Here is an 18429-nt window from a genome sequence, read left to right on the forward strand (position 1 = left end):
TTCGTAAATTGCTCATAATTAGTGTGCTATGCGTTTAATAACTGTCTTCCTGCTATTTATTATAACACTTCCACAAAGTGCTGTAGCGCAGCTTTATAATCGCACCAGTTATCACGACCTCGAAAAGCGTCATATAAAGGAATTCTATCAGGTAAAAGATACCCTTAAGAACATTTTACATGGTAGATACATCTCCTTTTACCTGAACGGGCACCCTGAATCAAAAGGGCAGTTTATCAATAATGAAACCAGTGGTGTTTGGGAGTTTTTCTATGAAACAGGCAATTTGAGGATGCGGGGTATTCTGCGTCAAAATTCTAACTATGGCCTGTGGGAGTACTTCTATGAAAGTGGACAAAAAAGCATGGAGGGCACCATTAATGGAAAACTGCGCGAAGGCGAATGGAAATCCTATTATGAAAATGGTCAACTTAAAGAAATTGGTAGTTATGATAAGAACAAACACATAGGCTTATGGAAAGCTTATTTTGAAGATGGGGCTTTAAAAGGTGAGATTGATTATGTCGATGATTTTGGTCGCTACATAGAATACTACCATTCTGGTAAGGTATATGGCGAGGGCCCTAAAATGAATAATAAGAACAGCGGACATTGGCGCTATTTTGCTGAAGATGGAACATTGCAAATGGAAGGAGAATTCGTGGCAGGCAAAAGGCAAGCCGAATGGATTCATTACTTCAGTAGTGGCAAGCAGCACTCAAAAGGACATTACGAAAACGATATACCTGTCGGTACTTGGGAATATTATTACGAGACCGGAGAACTGCACAAAAAAGGTGAGTATGTAAATGGCAAGAAATCGGGTGATTGGAGAACCTATGATCAAAGTGGCGTTGTGGTAAGTGAAGCCAAGCTTACTGAGGGCAAAGGTCTTTATAAAGAATATTATGGCAATGGACAGGTCAGGGTTGTGGGTAATCTGAAAGATGATAAACGAGAAGGCAAGTGGGAGTTTTTCTATGACAATGGTAAAAAAGAAGCAGACTGCGAATATGTAGAAGGAAGAGGTACCTACTATGGCTATTACGAAGATGGTGCTATGCAAACCAAGGGTCAGATGGAAGACGATAAGAAAGTTGGCACTTGGGAAATTTTTGAGCGTGATGGTAAATTATCCGGATACTATAAACCTTTTTATGATGATAAAGAATCTGGAAAGGATATTGCGGCAATGGCAAATAGGAAATATGAACGCACCAACGCTTCACGCACCAAGGGGATGTCATATTTTGATCCGCGTCACAATGAATTTAAGGGTGTGATAGTGGGAGCCAATCCTATCTTTTCAGTAGTAGGCCGTTTACCAGTAGCCATTGAGTTTTACTCACAAGAACGACTAGGACATGAGTTTGAATTTATTGGTATCAGAGATCCATTCTTTAAAAAGGATGATGATATTTCTTTGGGTAAAAATTTTATGCGAGGTTATAGCATCGGTATAAAACAGAAAATGTATAATCCATTGAAAGCAGGCATGTGGTACTTCGGACATGAAATTCGCTTTACTAATCTGGGCCACTTTATAAACATCGAATGGCCACTTTCTCCGGATAAATTTTCTACAGTGAGCTCTGCTGAGCAACGTATTGCCTGGGGGATATTAACAGGTTATCGTATCATGAGAAAAAACAATGCGAAAGGATTTACTATGGATATTTTTGGTTCGTTTAATCTGGGTTACAGAAGTTTTGTAACAGATGCGCAACACGAAGATTTGTTTCAGATTATTGATCAGAAACCATTCTTTACCTCCTTTCACTTCGGCCTAAATGTTGGAAACGTTTTTTCTTTCCGATAGTCTAAGACAGTATTTGCTATCTTTGCAGAACGATTACAGAGTTTAACACTAAAGTGATCCAATTATAAGTAACAAAAAAACTTGAAGGATAAACACCTTCCGTATGCAGGTAAAAGAATTAATACTAACGCCCGAAGAGGCATTCGATGAAGCGCATCTACTAGGCACGCTTTATCAAAAGTTGTCCGTTCCACAAAACGGAGATTTAGTCGTTCAGCCAATTAAGAGATCAATTGATGCAAGAGGTCGCGAGATTAAAGTGCGCATGCAATATGAGGTGCTGAACAAAAAAAATCTTATACCCTTACGTGGCAAAGAGTATAATTCTGTACACAACAAAAAACCTATTTTAGTTATAGGCTCAGGACCAGCAGGATTGTTTGCTGCCTTACGACTGATTGAGTTGAATTATAAACCTATTGTTTTAGAAAGAGGAAAGGATGTGCAGGCACGCAGACGCGATCTGGCTGCTATCAATAAGGATCACGTAGTAAATCCAGATTCTAATTATTGTTTTGGAGAAGGTGGAGCAGGTACTTACTCTGACGGTAAGCTATATACAAGATCAAAGAAAAGAGGTGATGTGCACCGCATCATGGAAATCCTAGTAGCGCATGGCGCTAAAGATGAAATCCTATATGATGCACATCCACACGTTGGTACTAATAAATTACCTCAACTGGTAGCCGCTTTGCGCGAAAGTATACTAGCAGCAGGAGGTGAAATTCATTTTAATACAAAGGTTACTGATTTTATTATTAAGGGTGATACAATTGAAGGTATTATAACTGAAAAGGGTGACATCATTAAAGCGGATGCCACTATTTTAGCTACAGGGCATTCGGCACGTGATATATTCGAATTGCTCGATCAGAATAAAGTACTCATTGAAGCGAAGCCATTTGCATTAGGAGTTAGGGTGGAACATCAACAAAATTTAATCGATAAGATTCAATATCACTGCAGTATAGATCGTGGCGACTATTTACCTGCATCCGCTTATGCATTGGTGCATCAAGCTTCGATCAACGGTAAGGATAAAGGTGTTTTTTCGTTTTGCATGTGTCCGGGTGGATTTATTGTTCCCGCTGCCACAGCTCCGGGCGAGTTAGTCGTGAATGGTATGAGTCCTTCGCGAAGGGATTCTAAATTCGCCAACTCAGGTATTGTGGTAGCGATAGATGAAATTGATTTTAAGCCATATCAGAAATATGGTGCGTTGGCAGCCATGCATTTTCAGGCGGAAGTAGAACAGAAAGCCTGGGCCTTGGGTGGTAAAACGCAAACCGCTCCAGCACAACGACTAATTGATTTTGTTGAGAAAAGAGAATCCTCTTCTTTATTGGATACTTCATATCAACCGGGGTTAGTTTCGGCAGACATGGGTGTATTTTTACCGACTTTCGTAACTGATGCCTTGCGTCAGGGTTTTAAGGCATTTGGTCAAAAAATGAAGGGTTATTTAACCAATGATGCACAAATTATTGGTGTTGAAAGTAGGACCTCATCTCCTGTGCGTATTCCACGTGATAAGGAAAGTCTTCAACATCCTCAGATTAAGAATTTGTTTCCTTGTGGTGAAGGTGCAGGCTATGCCGGAGGCATTGTTTCAGCTGCGATGGATGGCGAGCGCTGTGCGGAGGCGGTTGGGAGATTGGTGTTAAGGTAGCAGGCAACAAGCTTCAAGCTACACGCTGCAGGCGGTGTAAAACTATTTCTGCTCCTTGTCTCCCGCAGGGGACGAGGAGCAATAAACAGATTACTTTTTCAAATTAATCCATGTCTTGCCTTAAAGTTAATAGAAAGGAACAAAGCTTGACAAAATCACGGTCCCTTCGGAGACGGTGATTAGACTAGAGAGGACAAGGCGTATTAGACAGAACACTGTCCGTTCTTTAGTGCAACGGCTTGTAGTGTGAGGCGAAATAGCCTACTTTTGCACTCCTTTTAAAAATTACATCCTGTGAATTACCTTTCAGCTGAGAATATTTCCAAAACCTATAACGATCGTTGGCTTTTTAAAGAGATTAACCTGGGTATTGGTCAGGGTGAAAAAATAGCTTTTGTAGGTAATAACGGGGTGGGCAAATCCACTTTGCTTAAAATTTTAACAGGTGAGGTTATCTCAGATTCAGGTAAGGTCGTTTTACGCGATGGTATCCGTTTTGGCTACCTTACGCAACAACCCAACGTTGATGAGAACCTGATTGTAAAAGACATACTTTTTAGCGAAACCAACGAGGTTTCTAAAGCGGTAAAAGAGTATGAAGATTGTTTACATCACCCGGATGTATCTCCTGAAAGAATGCAGGCTGCCCTGGAAAAGATGAGTGATCTGAATGCATGGGACTACGATAATAAAGTACAAGAAGTAATTGGAAAATTGGGCGTGCCCGATATGGACAAGCGCTTTGGTGATTTATCGGGCGGACAGAAGAAACGTATTTTTCTGGCGCAACTCTTATTGCAAGAGCCTGATTTGATTATCATGGATGAACCGACTAACCACTTGGATCTTACAGCCATTGAGTGGTTAGAAAATTTTTTAGCGGGACCTGGTGTTACACTCATCATGGTTACCCACGACCGTTATTTTCTGGATGCTGTTGCGACTGAAATTATTGAGTTGGATCGCCAGCAGCTCTTCAGGTATAAAGGCAACTACGCTTACTACTTAGAAAAGAAAGCCAATAGAGAGGAGATATTAAAATCTGAAGTGGCTAAGGCGCGTAATCTGATGAAGAAGGAGTTAGACTGGATGCGCAGACAGCCAAAAGCGCGTGGTACTAAAGCCAAGTACAGAATTGAAGCCTTTTATGAATTGCAAGAAAAGGCATCTACCGATTTGCGTAGAGAAAGATTAGAACTCGATATTAAAGAAGCCAGACAAGGCGGTAAAATCCTTGAGTTAGAAAAGGTTTCTAAAAAGTTTGGCGATCAGTTGTTGGTCGATAATTTTTCTTATGTGTTTAAAAAGAAAGACAGAATTGGTGTGGTAGGTAAAAACGGCATCGGTAAGTCTACTTTTCTGAACATGATTACGCAACGCCTGAAGCCAGACAGTGGAGAAGTAATTCCTGGGGTTACGACCAAGTATGGTTACTTTACACAGGATGCCATGAATTTGAATCCTGCCAATCGCGTGATTGAAGAGGTTAAAGACATAGCGGAATTTATCACACTATCTGATGGCACACAGATTTCAGCTTCAAAATTTTTGGATAACTTTTTATTCGCACCAGAGAAGCAATATACCTATGTTGAAAAACTTAGTGGAGGTGAAAAGAAGCGATTGCAACTACTGAAGATGTTGATCACCAATCCGAACTTTTTGATTTTGGATGAACCGACCAACGACTTTGATATTGATACGCTTAACGTATTAGAAGAATTCCTGGATAGTTTTACCGGTTGCTTAGTACTGGTATCTCACGACCGTTATTTCATGGATCATTTAGTTGATCAGCTTTTTGTATTTGAAGGTGACGGAAAAATCAGATTATTCCCCGGCAACTATACCGACTATCGCGATTGGTTAGAAGAGGAAGAGGCGATGAAGACATCACCAAAAGCTGAGAAGAAAGAAGTAGCGCCTGTTGCAAACACTGGAAGTGAAGCAAAGAAAAAACTTACTTTCAAGGAAAAACAGGAACTTGAAAAATTGCCGGAAGAAATAAACCAGCTGGAAGCGAAAAGAACAGACCTGACTACTTTATTAAATAGCGGAACTACCGATCACACGCAGTTACAGCAATGGGCTTCAGAGGTAAAAAAGACAGGTGAGCTGATTGATGAGAAAACTATGCGCTGGATGGAATTATCGGAGTTGGCTGGCTAACCACTGACTGTAAAGCAATTTCAAAAAATGTTTACAGACGTCTGCTTGCTAAAGTTAGCAAGCCGTAAGACGCCTCAATATCATTTCATTTATAGAGTATTCTTAGCATTAAACAAAACCAGCTTTCTTAGGTTTGTATATTATGCAAGTCATTTCTAAAGAGACCATTCAAAGCTGGGAACGCTTTTATCGCGGTAATTTTGTTAACAGTCTGTCAGGTTTTAAATCAGCCAGTCTTATTGCTACCATTAACAAAGAGGGCATTCCTAACCTAGCCATATTCAGCAACATTGTACATCTCGGTGCTGATCCTGCACTGATTGGTTTTATTAACAGACCACTTGAAGCTGCTCCGCATACTTTAGCTAATATTGAGGCCACTGGCTTTTATACGATCAACCACATTCATCCTGACTTTGTTGCACAGGCACACCAGACTAGTGCAAAATATGCATTAAGTGTGAACGAGTTTGTATCAGTCGGTTTACATGAGGAATATCTCAATGATTTTCCTGTGCCTTTTGTAAAAGAGAGTAGGTGCTCCTATGCCATGAAAATGGTTGAGATTATTCCTATCAAGCATAATAGTACTTTTTTTGTGATAGGAGAGCTACAACAAGTAAGAATTGAGGAAGGCATCTATGCAACTGATGGTTTTATAAAGCTCGAAGAAATTGAGAGTATAACATCACTTGGTATTGATGGTTACTATAGCGTAACTCCGATGGGTAGATATAATTATGCGAAGCCAGGGGTTGCACCAGTTAGATTGAAGGAATAGAATTTGATGAGGTAGCGGCAATAGGCAAGCCATTTCAGAAAAAAAACTTGTCATTGCGAGCCCCATGGATAGGCTTTGCGTTGAGCTAGACGAAGCAATCTAGCTCGTTGTTGAAAAGTATATCAATAGATTGCTTTGTCATACCAACGCACTATCCAAGCTATTCCTCGCATAACATGCACCTTTATTTTCAAATCAATCAGCACATCAACTAATTAACTCATCAGCACATTAAAAGATTGCTTGCTCACCCCAGCACACATTCAGCGCTTCGTTCCTCGCATGACGCGATTATATTGTTAGAAGTATTTTTGAACTGACTTCTAATATTTCACCAGCTTACCCCAATCAACCAAACCTCTTTCATCTTCAATAATGTAATGATAAAGCCCAGTGCTTAGCGTTGAGGCTGAACAAGTATGCGGTAATCGTACATGTTCATGTAAGGCAATATCGCCCTTAATATTAATAAGCTTAAAAGAAATACTGCTATTAGGTTTTCCATCAAGATTAATAACATTATCAATCGGATTAGGAAAAACACGAATCATCGCTTCTTCTTTTTTCTTCTTAACATCAGTCACTGTATTTTTGATAAAGCGAATAGAATCGTTGCTTAGTATGCGATCAACCCATGCTTTATACATTTTGCCAGAGGGGTGTAATCTGTCTCCAGCTACCAATTCCGGGTCTTGTAAACCAAGTCTAGAAATATCCGTGATGTTGATATAAAGCACGCCTTTACTAGATGTAATACTTTTGTTAATACGATTAAACTCATCAAGCTGCGCGCTTATGGTAGCTTGGTTGGATTCACCAAAAGGGGTATACCCATAATCAGGAATCGAGACAACAAATACACGTTCTTTATTTCCGGCCAGGTCAATAGCCATTTGCAATAACTCCTCAAACTCCTGAGCGTACACATTGACAGACCTGCCTTGGTACTGGTTATTTACTCCAATTAATAGGGATATTAGATTATAACTTCCAGGGGTAATAGCTGCATTTAGAATAGCAGCCTTCAGTTGGTCAGTACGCCAACCTGTAGTAGCAATAATCCTTGGATCATCACTAGTCAATTTCTGATCACTCTTGAGGTGTTCAATTAATTGAACAGGCCAGCGTTCTGCCACAGGCACACTTTGTCCTATGGTATATGAGTCACCGAGAGCAAGAAACTTCACCTTTTCTTCAATTAACAAGGTTTGGCAGACAGCAGCTGAGGAAACCAACATCAGGAAAAGAATCTTTTTCATAACGCTTAAACAACTAAGTACTAAACAAGTTCAGGGCTTTCAGTATTGCATTGCATTCCTTAACTTTCAAGCCTATGCCTAAAGTAAGTACATGTTCCTCAGGTAAAAAAGTATTCCTCTCCATGAATCTGGCGGAAGAAGCTTTATTATCTGCGCATGTGCAGTTTAATTTCGGGCAGGGTAAGGGGCCGGTGGCAGTTTATCAATGCGATGATTGTGGCCAATTTCACCTTACATCGCGTGGTACTATAAGTGTAAGACTTAAGGATTTTTTAGCCTCTTCAGATTTTAAAAGGCAGAGACAGGCTGCTGAATGGGCAGACAAACTAAAACATAAATATTAAATATATAATACGTGAACTGGATTGAATTAATGGGCCACTCGGGCTCGCTGTTGAGCAGCATTACATTTATGCCTCAGGTATATAAAGTTTGGCAGACAAAGCGCACACAGGACTTAAGTCTGAGTATGATGCTGATTGTTTTTTCCAGCACTATTGTCTGGATTATCTATGGAGTTGGATTAATGCTTTGGCCTGTTATCATTTGCAACAGCATTATCTGTCTCCTCAGTTTGATGCTTATCTATTTCAAATTAAGTTTCGAGAAGAAAAATGGCTGAAATAAAAATAGGTACTCCGCTTAGCTCCACTGCTATAAAAGCCATGTTACTTGGTTCAGGCGAATTGGGTAAAGAAGTAGTGATTGAATTTCAGCGCTTTGGTGTAGAAGTGATTGCTGTTGACCGTTATGCCAATGCACCTGCTATGCAAGTGGCGCATAGAGCTTACGTTATCTCCATGCTGGATAGTAAAGCATTACGGGAAGTGATTGAAAAAGAAAAACCTGATTATATCATTCCGGAAGTAGAAGCTATTGCCACAGATACACTGGTTGAATTAGAAAAAGAAGGTTACAATGTAATTCCTACCGCAAATGCTACACGCCTAACTATGAACAGGGAAGGTATACGCTCATTAGCAGCCGAAACCTTAAAAGTAAAAACTTCTCCTTACCGCTTTGCAGGTACTAAAGAAGATTTTGATAAGGCTGTTAAAGAAATCGGTATACCCTGCGTTGTAAAACCCATCATGAGTTCATCGGGTAAAGGACAAAGTGTAATAAAAACAGAAAACGATATCGATCACGCCTGGAAATATGCACAAGAAGGTGGACGTAGCGGAGGCGGTCGTGTAATCGTAGAGGGTTTTGTTGATTTCGATTATGAGATTACGCTCTTATCTATACGCCATAAAGGAGGTGTTTCTTTTTGTGAGCCCATAGGTCATCGTCAAGAACATGGCGATTACCAGGAGTCGTGGCAACCTCACCCCATGAGTGCACAGGCCTTGCATGAATCGCAAGACATTGCGCGTAAAGTTGTGGATGCATTGGGTGGTTACGGCATTTTTGGAGTTGAGTTTTTTGTAAAGGGAGATACGGTATACTTCAGTGAACTATCACCAAGGCCACACGATACAGGTATGGTCACCATGATTTCTCAAGATTTGTCAGAGTTTGCGTTGCATGTGCGTGCCATTTTAGGTTTACCGATTCCAACCATCCGTCAATTAGGACCATCCGCTTCAAGTGTAGTGTTGGTGAAAGGAAATTCTACCACGGTCGCTTTTAGTGGAATTGAAAAGGCACTGATTGAAGAAGATACACAATTGCGTTTATTCGGTAAACCGGAAGTACAAGGAGAAAGAAGAATGGGTGTGTGTCTTGCTAAGGGTAAAAGTATCGAAGAGGCTAGGGCAAAAGCAAACCGCGCAGCCGCAGCGATTAAGTATACTTTGTAGTTAGATTAAAGTAAATTGTTTAGGATGAATCAAGAAAAGCATTGGAATACGATAGGAACATCATACAAAGACGAAATCTTCGATGTCTTTGCCAGCGATAAGAATAAAATATTACCGAAGTATTTCCAGAAGCATGCCAACAAAAAACATACAGCTATAGATTTTGGTTGTGGTATAGGTAAAGCTTTCCCTCATTTGTCTCCTTTGTTTAAAAAAGTAATTGGTACTGATATTTCAGCACGCTTACTCAATCAGGCTAAGAAACAACCCTATACAAACATATCGTTGATTAAGGCAGATTTATCAAAACCTGATTTGAAATTCCCTAAAGTTGATTTTGCTTTTTGTTGCAACGTTATCATGCTTCCGGAAATCGAGAAGAACTACACCATGTTCAAAAATATTCAACGTTCACTTAAACCAGGTGGACATGCTTTACTGGTATTACCATCAATAGAATCCATGATGTTTGCCAGCTGGCGTTTAATCGACTGGTATCAAAAGGAAGGTGTTGCACTCGATGATATCCCCAACAGTGAACTAGCTTATTTTAAAAGCCCGAAGAAAGAAATTTTAAGAGGTAATGTTCATATTAACGGAGTGCCAACCAAACACTATGCTGCACCCGAGTTGGAGGTCATTTTACGAGAAGCTGGGTTTCAAGTTAAGGCTATAAAGAAGATAGAATATGACTGGAACACTGAGTTTTCAACCGTTCCGGACTGGATGAAGTCGCCATATCCTTGGGATTGGCTCGTAGAGTGTAAAAAAGTGGAGACAAGTTTGCTTGTGATCTGAAAAGCTGACTATCTTACTTCTCGCTTTTACCTATGCATTCAACTCTTTACCATTTTAAAAGCTTTCTAAAAGCGTGGAGTAGTATCATCTGGAAATTTAGCGTACAACGCTACCAACAGCTAAGGGCGTATTATAGTACACACCCCAAACAAAAATGGTTGTCCATAATAGCCGCCTCCATTTTTGGTCCACCCTTACTTTTATTGTTTATTGTCTGGATTCAAGTACCCAGTAAAAGTGCATTACGAAACATAAGCAATCAGTTGCCATCTGAGGTTTACACGGCAGACAGTGTTTTAATTGGTAAATTTTATATTCAGGATAGGACAGAAGTTGCTTACGAGGCCATTGCTCCAGTAGTGTTAGATGCTTTAATCGCTACCGAGGACATACGTTTTAAACAACACAGCGGTATCGACTATGCCAGCATGGGGCGTGTATTAATCCGCTCCGTTATTATGGGCGATGAATCTTCTGGCGGGGGAAGCACCATTACGCAACAACTTGCTAAAAACTTATATCCGCGAAAGCGATTTTGGATTGCTTCAATGTTACTCAATAAAACACGCGAAATGATTACGGCCATTCGCATTGAGAACATTTATTCCAAAGAAGAAATTATTACTATGTACCTCAATACAGTCTCATTTGCAGACCAGACTTTTGGAATTGAATCAGCATCAAATCGTTTTTTTTCTGTGCCAGCTTCAATGTTACAACCTCATCAGGCGGCATTGCTTATTGGTATGCTTAAAGCTACGCATTCCTATAACCCACGGCTGTTTCCTGAAAGAGCTTTGACCCGAAGAAATGTTGTTATTGGTCAAATGAAAAAGTATGAGTTCATTGATTCGTTACGGGCTGATTCTCTTAAACGTTTGCCACTATCACTAAAATATTCTAAGACAATAAATCAAACACCTTTGGCGCCCTACTTTAAAGAATATTTACGTATAGAATTGCAGCGATGGTTTAATGAACATCCAAATGAAGATGGTGAAGTTTACAACATTTATACTGATGGTCTGAAGATTTATACTACACTGGATTCAAAGTTACAACGCTATGCCGAAAAGGCTGTGGTTCAACAAATGACAGAGGTGCAAAAGCAATTTTTAGCACATTGGGGACAAGATGGTATCTTTAAAAGCAACCCAGCTATTGCAGAAGATGCACTGAGAAGAACAAATCGATACAAGTATTTAGAGGAAGAAGGCTTGACTGAAGAGGAGATACTAAAAGAGTTAGGTAAGAAAATTCCGACACGCCTATTCTCCTGGCGTGGAGACAAAGAGGTATTAATGAGTCCTATTGATTCAGTAAAACACCACTTGCAATTTTTAAATGCTGGTTTGCTGGCCATGGATCCGCAAAATGGTTATGTAGTAGCCTGGGTAGGAGGTATTGATCATGACTTTTTTCAATATGACCATGTACGGGAATCAACCAAGCGACAGGTGGGATCAATTTTTAAACCCATTGTGTATGCCACAGCCGTTGAGCAAGGTATAGCACCTTGCGATTTGGTGATGGCTAACCGAGAAACTTACATTGATAAAGAAGGTGAAGAGTGGACACCAAGAAATTCACAAAATGATTATGAGGTAAAATATTCAATGCGTGGCGCCATGGCATACTCAGTTAATACTATCGCAGTCAAGGCCATTTTAAAAGCAGGTGTTGACAATACCATACGTCTCGCCAGGGAAATGGGAATAGTGAGTGAGCTGCCTGATGTGCCTTCTATCTCACTTGGTTCTGCTTCCGTTTCGTTAATGGAAATGACAACTGCTTATACCACTTTTGCCAATGGTGGTGAACGCGTAATGCCTGTGTTGATATCCTCTATTACTGATCAGGACGGCAACGTATTTCCAGCCTTGATGCCGAAAGAGCCAAGGAAAAAAGTATTGTCGGATAAGGCAAGTGCTATAACAAATGCTATGCTGCGAACTGTGGTGACAGAGGGAACTGCTTCACGACTTCGTTGGAAATATGGGGTATATAACATGGAGGTAGGGGGTAAAACGGGTACAACACAAGCGAATGCTGATGGTTGGTTCATGGCCGTTTCACCACGCTTGGTAATTGGTTCGTGGGTAGGAGCTGACGACCCACGCATCAGGTTTAGAAGTACTGAATTAGGGCAGGGGGCGAGTACTGCTTTGCCTATTACAGGTTATTTTTTAAATCAAGTGGTGAACGACAAGCAATTTGAAATGATTGCCGAAGCTAAGTTTCCTGAACTGGAAGAAGATTGGAAGAAAATGCTTGATTGTGATTTATATGAGCTTGACTCCACACTTATCAAAAAAATAGAATTGAGCGCCTTTAAAAGAGATTCTTTAATTGAAGCTGATACGACTGCTAAAGCAGGCGAAAGTTTTCTTGAACAGCTTTATAATAGAAAACTTAGAATGCAAAGGCAGCAAGAGAAACGCGACAGCATAGCACGAGCGAACTTGATTAAAATTGTTGAATCAGAAAACGAAACCGATAGTGATGACAATTGATAAAATGTTAGGTATTGATTACCCGATTATTGTAGCGCCAATGTTCTTAATATCCAATACAGCTATGATTAAAGCTGCACTAGACAATGGTATTACCGCTGCATTTCCTGCTTTGAATTACAGAACAGATGATGAGTTGAGAAAAGCAATTGATGAGATTAAAGCGTACACAAACAAACCCTTTGGCGTTAATCTGATTGTAAACAAATCAAACCCAAAATACAAAGGACAATTAGATATTTTAGTTGAAAAGAAAGTAGCCTTTATTATCACCTCTCTAGGAAATCCAAAGGAAGTCATTGCACGCTGCAAACCAATAGGCATAAAAGTTTTCTGCGATGTGGTAGACCTGGCTTATGCAAAAAAGGTAGAGGAATTAGGTGCTGATGCAGTGATTGCCGTGAACAGTGAAGCAGGAGGGCATGCGGGCAACATTAAACCTCAGGAATTGATAAGCCTCTTAAAGGCTAATTTAACGATCCCCATTATTTCAGCAGGCGGTATAGCTAATGCTTCACATTTGAATGAAGTAATGCGCTGGGGGGCAGCAGGTGTATCGGTAGGTACTATTTTTATTGCCAGTGAAGAAGCACCGGTAACACCAGATTATAAACAAGCAATGATTGATTATGGAGCTAAAGATATTGTCAGAACAACCAAACTCTCGGGTTCAGCACTTACTGTTATTAATACACCTTATGTGCAAGAGCTTGGTACAGAGGCGAATTGGCTGGAACGGTTAATGAATAAAAACAAACGCTTAAAGAAATACATCAAATTGTTTATAGCGCTGAAAGGCATGAAGGCGATTGAGAAAGCGGCTTTTGGTGCGACTTATAAAACGCTTTGGTGTGCAGGTCCTTCTATTGAATACGTTAAAGCCATAAGACCAATGAAAGAGATTGTTGCAGACCTTACCAATGGATATAAGGCTTAGACTTACATGGAGTATCAGGTAATTAGCTGCGGGCTTCGACCCACTAGCGACTTGATAATTGGTATTTTAAGGTAGAATTGTATTCTAAATTAATGAGTAATCTTTAATGATGCTTTATAATGGAGGTAGTTGTACAGTAAAACAGGAGCCTTCTCCAATCTTACTTTCAACTTCAATTGTACCTTGAAGTCTGTCGACAGATCGTTTTAAAATGTATAGCCCTAGTCCGCTACCCTGTGCATGCTGACTGGCTCTGTAAAACATTTCAAATATTTTACTTTGGTATTCTTCAGAAATTCCTGCACCATTATCTTTCACTTTAATGTTTAGTCCCCTCTCATCTGTTTTAACATAGATATGCACATAAGGATTTACAGTACTACAATATTTTACTGCATTCTCTATTAAATTTTGAACAATAGCATTTAACAGTGTCCATTCAGTATGATAGGTAGCATTAATTTCGATATCTCGTTTAAAAGTGATCTTTTCAAAACTGTGTAGACTGCGTGATGATTCAATACAATCGTTTATCAATTTTTCAAAATCGATAGCCTCACGTTGTAAAGTAGCATTATTGAGCCTGGTGAGATTGATCAGTCCATTTATGATTTGATTAAGTCTTTCTACCTGACTGTGGTGTTTATTCAAGTAGTCTAGTGCCAACTCATCCTTTATGTCCATTGTGGCCAGCGTATTAAGGCCAAGGAGAGAGGCAATCGGACCTTTCAGGTCATGAGAGATTCTGTAGAAGAATGCATCTAGTTCAGCATTTTTATCTTCAATTATTTCTTTTTGAAGTTTGATGGTATCGAGTGTCTGCTGAAGTTCTTCCGTCCTTTCTTTTACCTTTAACTCCAGACGCTCATTAGCCTCTTGCTGTAATTGAAGCGCCTGTAATTGTATTTCTTCTTTCTCTTCTTTATAGCGTCTGTACCGATCACCCAAAGCAATGGCAATAATAGTAGTTTCCAGCACTGCTCCAATCTCTACAAAGTGAGTCGTCCAAAAATTAAAAACGAGCACACCTGAGTTGCGAAGTGTAAGAAGAAGTCCGCCTACCAAATAAAAGCTCCAGGCAGCAATAAAAAAGTTTGCAGTCTTGTTGCCTTTTAACCGACAAACAATACCAGTAGCTAAATAAACAAGCGTAGAAATAGAAATTAAATTATTATTGGCCGAAGACATAATGCCAGTAGCGGTAAGTACTCCCGTAATGATTGCAAGGAAAGGAAGTGAGTATAGAATATAATACATCGTTTTGGAGTATTGCTTTACTTCCAAAAAACGAATAGTAAAAATGGCCAGAAAAATAGTGATGACTGTTAAGGACAGCCGTCCTGCATAAAAATTCAAATCAGGATATTCAGGCCATAAGTATTTTCCTGCATACCCTGTTGCTGAAGCAAAAATGAAAAAAGTACAAACAATGGTGCAGATGTACAATAAGTAATTAATTTGATTTAGTGTCAGGTAAATTACAAGGTTATAGAAAAACATGACAAGGAGAATGCCAAAGAAAATGCCATACCCAATATCTTCAAACCTTGTCTTTTGATAAAAATGTTCTTTTTCAAGAATGTAAACCGGGAAGGTTTTTGGACTTCTTCCGGCTATTTTTATATACACATGACTTAATGAATCACTTCCAAACACCAGCGGCTCTAAGTGTGAGGTGTGAGAAATAACTCTTTTGCTTTGCGGTCTGTAGTAACCGGACTCATGGTGTGACCAAGTACTATCTGTTTGTAGTTGATAGAAATCAACGAATTCAAGAAAAGGTGCAGGAAGTTCAAGTAGCCACTCAGCATCAGAGGTAGTTTTTTTCACAGAAAACTTCAGCCAAATGGTAGCTTTACTATAACCGAATTGTAAATCGCCACTACTGTTTATAAATTGTTGTTGAATATCATTTTTTAATATATCTGGATGACTTAATTTCTCGCTGTCATCAATATAGATTTGTACATGAGCATCTAAGCGATGCCTCTCAGTATCATGCAGGCTATAGTTTACCTGCGCATAGGTGAGTGAAGAAATAAAAGCAAATAACCCTAAGAGCATGTAGCACTTGAGGCTTTGTGGTGTTAAGAACATGATTAAAGCATTACAAACCAGCGTAATTTAACTAAATCAGAGAAAAATTCAGCATGTATTTTTTTTGACGGAATTTAATTTGTTTGCTCGTTTTATGACCGAGCCAGGAGTAATTCAATGACGCAAGCAACATTAAACAAAATGCATTGTTCATTTTTGCATAACATAGGGTTTCTATTGGTAATCAAGATATTAAGCCTTGCCTTTAAGAGGATCCAAAAGGTAGTCCAGTCCGTTTAATTTAATCTCAAACATGGTTTGTAGCAGCATCCCTAATTTACCATTCGGGTAGCCCTTCCGTTGAAACCATTCAAGGTAGGATACAGGTAAGTTGCACAGGATTACACCTTTGTATTTGCCAAAGGGCATGCGCATGCGTACCAAGTCTAATAAAAGGGTGGGATCAAACGACATATTTGTCTAACGGTGAAAGACAGAAGAAAAGTGAATAAGGCCTTGTTTAACTTCCAGCATTTCACCAACATAAAGGTCATCCTCTTGGTCAACGCGCCTGGTATACTCCATAAACACCCGATCCTCAAAAGGTGTTAGTCTGATTAGCTCATATTGCAGGCTGGGTAAGCGGTCGAAGGCATCTTGCCACCAAATACGTAGGTTTTGCTTGTATTGAATAAGTCCTTTTGTTTCTGGTTGCCTAACTTTTAGTTTAGGACTATAATGCTGTGCGTCCTCATGGTACAATGCTAGTAATGCCTCCAGATTTTTGCTGTTAAAAGCAGCCATCCAGTTTTTAGCCAGTTTTATGAGGTCTTCGTTTGTCATTTCAGCGTAAATATAATTGTATTGAAAAGAAGCACGACAGACCTTGTGATTTCTTTTGCAACATGTTTACATTTACCACAGATGGCCTTATATACAGCATCATTAAACTCAGGAAGTAATGGCAATTGCTATTATGTTGGGAATGCGCATGAAGCAGTTTTGATTGATGTAGGTATTTCATGCAGAGAGGTTGAAAAACGAATGAAGCGACTCAACCTGAACCCTAACCAAGTTAAAGCCATTTTTGTGTCGCACGAGCATGGTGACCACATACATGGTGTACCTGCTTTCGCATCGAAATTTGATATTCCTGTCTATATAACTCCGGCCACTCATCGCGCGGCAAATCTTTCCTTATCAAAAGTACAGGTACATGAATTTGTTAAAAACCAAACAATAAAAGTTGGTGATTTACAAGTTGTACCATTTCCCAAAAAACATGATGCTGTTGATCCGCACAGTTTTGTTGTACACCATAATGGTATTCGTGTTGGTGTAATAACCGATATTGGCAGAGCATGTAATCATGTAATTGAGCATTTTAAAATGTGCCATGCGGTATTTCTCGAATCCAATTATGATACGGAAATGCTGGATAAAGGTGGCTATCCTTTATCGTTAAAAAACAGAATCAGAAACGGATTTGGCCACATTTCAAATCATGAAGCAGCTACTTTGCTGATGCAACACAGGCCTGATTTTCTCAGTCATGTATTCTTATCACATTTGTCGCGAAATAATAACTCTCCCGAGCGAGCCCTGGCGGCTTTTCAAAATTTCGAGCATAAAAGCCAAGTACTTGTAGCACCCAGAGATAGAGAAACACCTTTGTTTCTTATTGATGGAAGTATGAGTGCGAATGCTAAACCAACGATTGTAGTCCCAGAAGGATTGCAATTGAACCTGTTTTAAGTCCACATAAACAAACCTACTAATACCGCGATGGTAATGGCTATTGCATTATTAATCCACATGTTAGCAGCTTCATCCAGCTTGTAAAACTGTTTTAGTTTTTTTGTGTTCATGAGTACTATTGGCAAAATCAAAGCGAGTATAGCTAAAAGATAAGTGAGAGAATTGATTGAAGGGAGCAAGTTATCTAATTCAATAAGCACAGTAATAATTGCCCCCATGAGTGAGTAAAAGAATTGTGTCGTTAAAATCCATCCCTTTGCCTCTCTTACCACAAGTCCTGTTGCAGATAATAGTATAAGCAATAAGATTAGCAGGTCTTCTTTTCTGTAGTTAATAATATAAGACCAACTCAAGTCACCTTGTTTGATAAGCTGATTAAAATCGAAGGCAAGGTTATATAAAACTAAAATATAACAGACACTCAACATGAAGATGATAAGTCCGATGCTAATGTTTTTCATGGGAATAGTTTATTGTTTATTCAAAATTTCAAATTTCAAATTTTGAATTATTACCTCTATTCCTTATTCACCATAAACATGGCTGTAGGAATAAGTCTTTGCATCATGTCCTGCTTTATTTTTTCTTCTATAGGTAAAGTATTAATGGCTTGCGACATGCATGATAGCCAGGCTTCTGCCTCCTTTCCACCAATGGGATGAGGCATGTGTCGTGCGCGCATTTTAGGATGACCATAAACATCAGAGTATAAAGAAGGCCCACCAAAAAATTGAGTAAGAAACATCCTTTGCTTTTCTTTAATCAATTCCTTGTCCGTTTTGAACAAGGGAGCAATAGTCTTATCCTCAAACACAAGGTCGTAAAACCTTGTGACTAATAAGGTGATATTCTCTTCTCCAATTTTATCAAAAAAGGTTTGCTCCATT

Annotated in this window: 17 protein-coding genes; 11 read left to right on the forward strand and 6 right to left on the reverse strand. The window is 39.4% G+C overall.

All coding sequences use genetic code 11. The features are described 5' to 3' along the window. Positions 1-28: 28 nt before the first annotated feature. From SanaruYs_RS02270 to SanaruYs_RS02285, 4 genes are all read left to right on the forward strand, one after another. Positions 29-1819: a toxin-antitoxin system YwqK family antitoxin gene (locus SanaruYs_RS02270; protein WP_127120881.1), complete on the forward strand. Its 1791-nt coding sequence runs from the start codon at positions 29-31 to the stop codon at positions 1817-1819. Between the two features lie 103 nt (positions 1820-1922). Next, positions 1923-3488 (forward strand): NAD(P)/FAD-dependent oxidoreductase, encoded by a 1566-nt coding sequence (locus SanaruYs_RS02275; protein WP_127120882.1) that lies wholly within the window; start codon positions 1923-1925, stop codon positions 3486-3488. 294 nt (positions 3489-3782) lie between these two features. Beyond that, positions 3783-5657 carry an ABC-F family ATP-binding cassette domain-containing protein gene (locus tag SanaruYs_RS02280; protein WP_127120883.1) on the forward strand — a complete coding sequence of 625 codons (1875 nt, stop codon included), beginning with the start codon at positions 3783-3785 and terminating at the stop codon, positions 5655-5657. Between the two features lie 142 nt (positions 5658-5799). Continuing rightward, on the forward strand, positions 5800-6438 hold the full coding sequence (locus SanaruYs_RS02285) for a flavin reductase family protein (RefSeq protein ID WP_127120884.1): 639 nt from the start codon (positions 5800-5802) through the stop codon (positions 6436-6438). A 323-nt stretch (positions 6439-6761) separates the two neighbouring features. Here the strand turns inward: SanaruYs_RS02285 and SanaruYs_RS02290 are convergent, their stop codons facing one another. After that, positions 6762-7697 (reverse strand): SGNH/GDSL hydrolase family protein, encoded by a 936-nt coding sequence (locus SanaruYs_RS02290; protein WP_127120885.1) that lies wholly within the window; start codon positions 7695-7697, stop codon positions 6762-6764. A gap of 74 nt (positions 7698-7771) precedes the next feature. Between SanaruYs_RS02290 and SanaruYs_RS02295 the strand changes: the two genes are divergently transcribed. The 6 genes from SanaruYs_RS02295 to SanaruYs_RS02320 are packed head-to-tail and all read left to right on the forward strand — an operon-like array spanning position 7772 to position 13747. Beyond that, complete coding sequence (locus SanaruYs_RS02295) at positions 7772-8041, forward strand: hypothetical protein (RefSeq protein ID WP_127120886.1); 270 nt, start codon at positions 7772-7774, stop codon at positions 8039-8041. An 11-nt stretch (positions 8042-8052) separates the two neighbouring features. Continuing rightward, entirely contained in the window at positions 8053-8319 is a 267-nt protein-coding gene (locus SanaruYs_RS02300) for a SemiSWEET family sugar transporter (RefSeq protein WP_127120887.1), read from the forward strand. Next, the gene (purT, locus tag SanaruYs_RS02305; RefSeq protein WP_127120888.1) at positions 8312-9499 is read left to right on the forward strand and encodes a formate-dependent phosphoribosylglycinamide formyltransferase; all 1188 of its coding nucleotides are present in this window, start codon (positions 8312-8314) and stop codon (positions 9497-9499) included. The genes SanaruYs_RS02300 and purT overlap by 8 nt, the downstream gene beginning before the upstream one ends. Positions 9500-9523: 24 nt before the next feature. Next, on the forward strand, positions 9524-10297 hold the full coding sequence (locus tag SanaruYs_RS02310; RefSeq protein ID WP_127120889.1) for a class I SAM-dependent methyltransferase: 774 nt from the start codon (positions 9524-9526) through the stop codon (positions 10295-10297). A 32-nt stretch (positions 10298-10329) separates the two neighbouring features. Beyond that, positions 10330-12810: a transglycosylase domain-containing protein gene (locus SanaruYs_RS02315; protein ID WP_127120890.1), complete on the forward strand. Its 2481-nt coding sequence runs from the start codon at positions 10330-10332 to the stop codon at positions 12808-12810. Beyond that, positions 12800-13747, forward strand: coding sequence for an NAD(P)H-dependent flavin oxidoreductase (locus tag SanaruYs_RS02320; RefSeq protein ID WP_218022347.1), 948 nt, complete (start codon positions 12800-12802; stop codon positions 13745-13747). The genes SanaruYs_RS02315 and SanaruYs_RS02320 overlap by 11 nt, the downstream gene beginning before the upstream one ends. Before the next feature lie 114 nt (positions 13748-13861). Here SanaruYs_RS02320 and SanaruYs_RS02325 read toward each other — a convergent pair whose 3' ends face one another. The 3 genes from SanaruYs_RS02325 to SanaruYs_RS02335 all read right to left on the reverse strand — a co-directional run bounded on the left by SanaruYs_RS02325 (position 13862) and on the right by SanaruYs_RS02335 (position 16627). Further along, positions 13862-15811, reverse strand: coding sequence for a sensor histidine kinase (locus SanaruYs_RS02325; protein ID WP_160118563.1), 1950 nt, complete (start codon positions 15809-15811; stop codon positions 13862-13864). Between the two features lie 225 nt (positions 15812-16036). Further along, entirely contained in the window at positions 16037-16258 is a 222-nt protein-coding gene (locus tag SanaruYs_RS02330) for a DUF3820 family protein (protein WP_127120892.1), read from the reverse strand. A 6-nt stretch (positions 16259-16264) separates the two neighbouring features. Beyond that, positions 16265-16627 (reverse strand): nuclear transport factor 2 family protein, encoded by a 363-nt coding sequence (locus SanaruYs_RS02335; protein ID WP_127120893.1) that lies wholly within the window; start codon positions 16625-16627, stop codon positions 16265-16267. A gap of 81 nt (positions 16628-16708) precedes the next feature. On the opposite strand from SanaruYs_RS02335, the gene SanaruYs_RS02340 reads away from it, so the two are divergent. Further along, a complete protein-coding gene (locus SanaruYs_RS02340; RefSeq protein ID WP_127120894.1) occupies positions 16709-17539 on the forward strand; it encodes an MBL fold metallo-hydrolase in 831 nt (276 codons plus the stop codon). Here the strand turns inward: SanaruYs_RS02340 and SanaruYs_RS02345 are convergent. Together SanaruYs_RS02345 and SanaruYs_RS02350 are read right to left on the reverse strand one after the other, a co-directional pair. Continuing rightward, entirely contained in the window at positions 17536-18003 is a 468-nt protein-coding gene (locus tag SanaruYs_RS02345) for a hypothetical protein (protein ID WP_127120895.1), read from the reverse strand. The two genes, SanaruYs_RS02340 and SanaruYs_RS02345, sit on opposite strands and share 4 nt — an antisense overlap. Before the next feature lie 56 nt (positions 18004-18059). Beyond that, positions 18060-18428, reverse strand: coding sequence for a globin domain-containing protein (locus SanaruYs_RS02350; protein WP_127120896.1), 369 nt, complete (start codon positions 18426-18428; stop codon positions 18060-18062). Position 18429: the final 1 nt, after the last annotated feature.

It is taken from the genome of Chryseotalea sanaruensis, assembly GCF_003990915.1.
Taxonomy (GTDB): Bacteria; Bacteroidota; Bacteroidia; order Cytophagales; family Cyclobacteriaceae; genus Chryseotalea; species Chryseotalea sanaruensis.

Excerpts from the sequence above, each read along its gene's own strand:
- SanaruYs_RS02270 (WP_127120881.1), top strand. The coding sequence starts at position 29 with ATGCGTTTAATAACTGTCTTCCTGCTATTTATTATAACACTTCCACAA.
- SanaruYs_RS02275 (WP_127120882.1), top strand. The coding sequence starts at position 1,923 with ATGCAGGTAAAAGAATTAATACTAACGCCCGAAGAGGCATTCGATGAA.
- SanaruYs_RS02285 (WP_127120884.1), top strand. The coding sequence starts at position 5,800 with ATGCAAGTCATTTCTAAAGAGACCATTCAAAGCTGGGAACGCTTTTAT.
- SanaruYs_RS02290 (WP_127120885.1), bottom strand. The coding sequence starts at position 7,697 with ATGAAAAAGATTCTTTTCCTGATGTTGGTTTCCTCAGCTGCTGTCTGC.
- SanaruYs_RS02295 (WP_127120886.1), top strand. The coding sequence starts at position 7,772 with ATGCCTAAAGTAAGTACATGTTCCTCAGGTAAAAAAGTATTCCTCTCC.
- purT (WP_127120888.1), top strand. The coding sequence starts at position 8,312 with ATGGCTGAAATAAAAATAGGTACTCCGCTTAGCTCCACTGCTATAAAA.
- SanaruYs_RS02310 (WP_127120889.1), top strand. The coding sequence starts at position 9,524 with ATGAATCAAGAAAAGCATTGGAATACGATAGGAACATCATACAAAGAC.
- SanaruYs_RS02315 (WP_127120890.1), top strand. The coding sequence starts at position 10,330 with ATGCATTCAACTCTTTACCATTTTAAAAGCTTTCTAAAAGCGTGGAGT.
- SanaruYs_RS02320 (WP_218022347.1), top strand. The coding sequence starts at position 12,800 with ATGACAATTGATAAAATGTTAGGTATTGATTACCCGATTATTGTAGCG.
- SanaruYs_RS02325 (WP_160118563.1), bottom strand. The coding sequence starts at position 15,811 with ATGCTCTTAGGGTTATTTGCTTTTATTTCTTCACTCACCTATGCGCAG.
- SanaruYs_RS02330 (WP_127120892.1), bottom strand. The coding sequence starts at position 16,258 with ATGTCGTTTGATCCCACCCTTTTATTAGACTTGGTACGCATGCGCATG.
- SanaruYs_RS02335 (WP_127120893.1), bottom strand. The coding sequence starts at position 16,627 with ATGACAAACGAAGACCTCATAAAACTGGCTAAAAACTGGATGGCTGCT.
- SanaruYs_RS02340 (WP_127120894.1), top strand. The coding sequence starts at position 16,709 with ATGGCCTTATATACAGCATCATTAAACTCAGGAAGTAATGGCAATTGC.
- SanaruYs_RS02345 (WP_127120895.1), bottom strand. The coding sequence starts at position 18,003 with ATGAAAAACATTAGCATCGGACTTATCATCTTCATGTTGAGTGTCTGT.
- SanaruYs_RS02350 (WP_127120896.1), bottom strand. The coding sequence starts at position 18,428 with ATGGAGCAAACCTTTTTTGATAAAATTGGAGAAGAGAATATCACCTTA.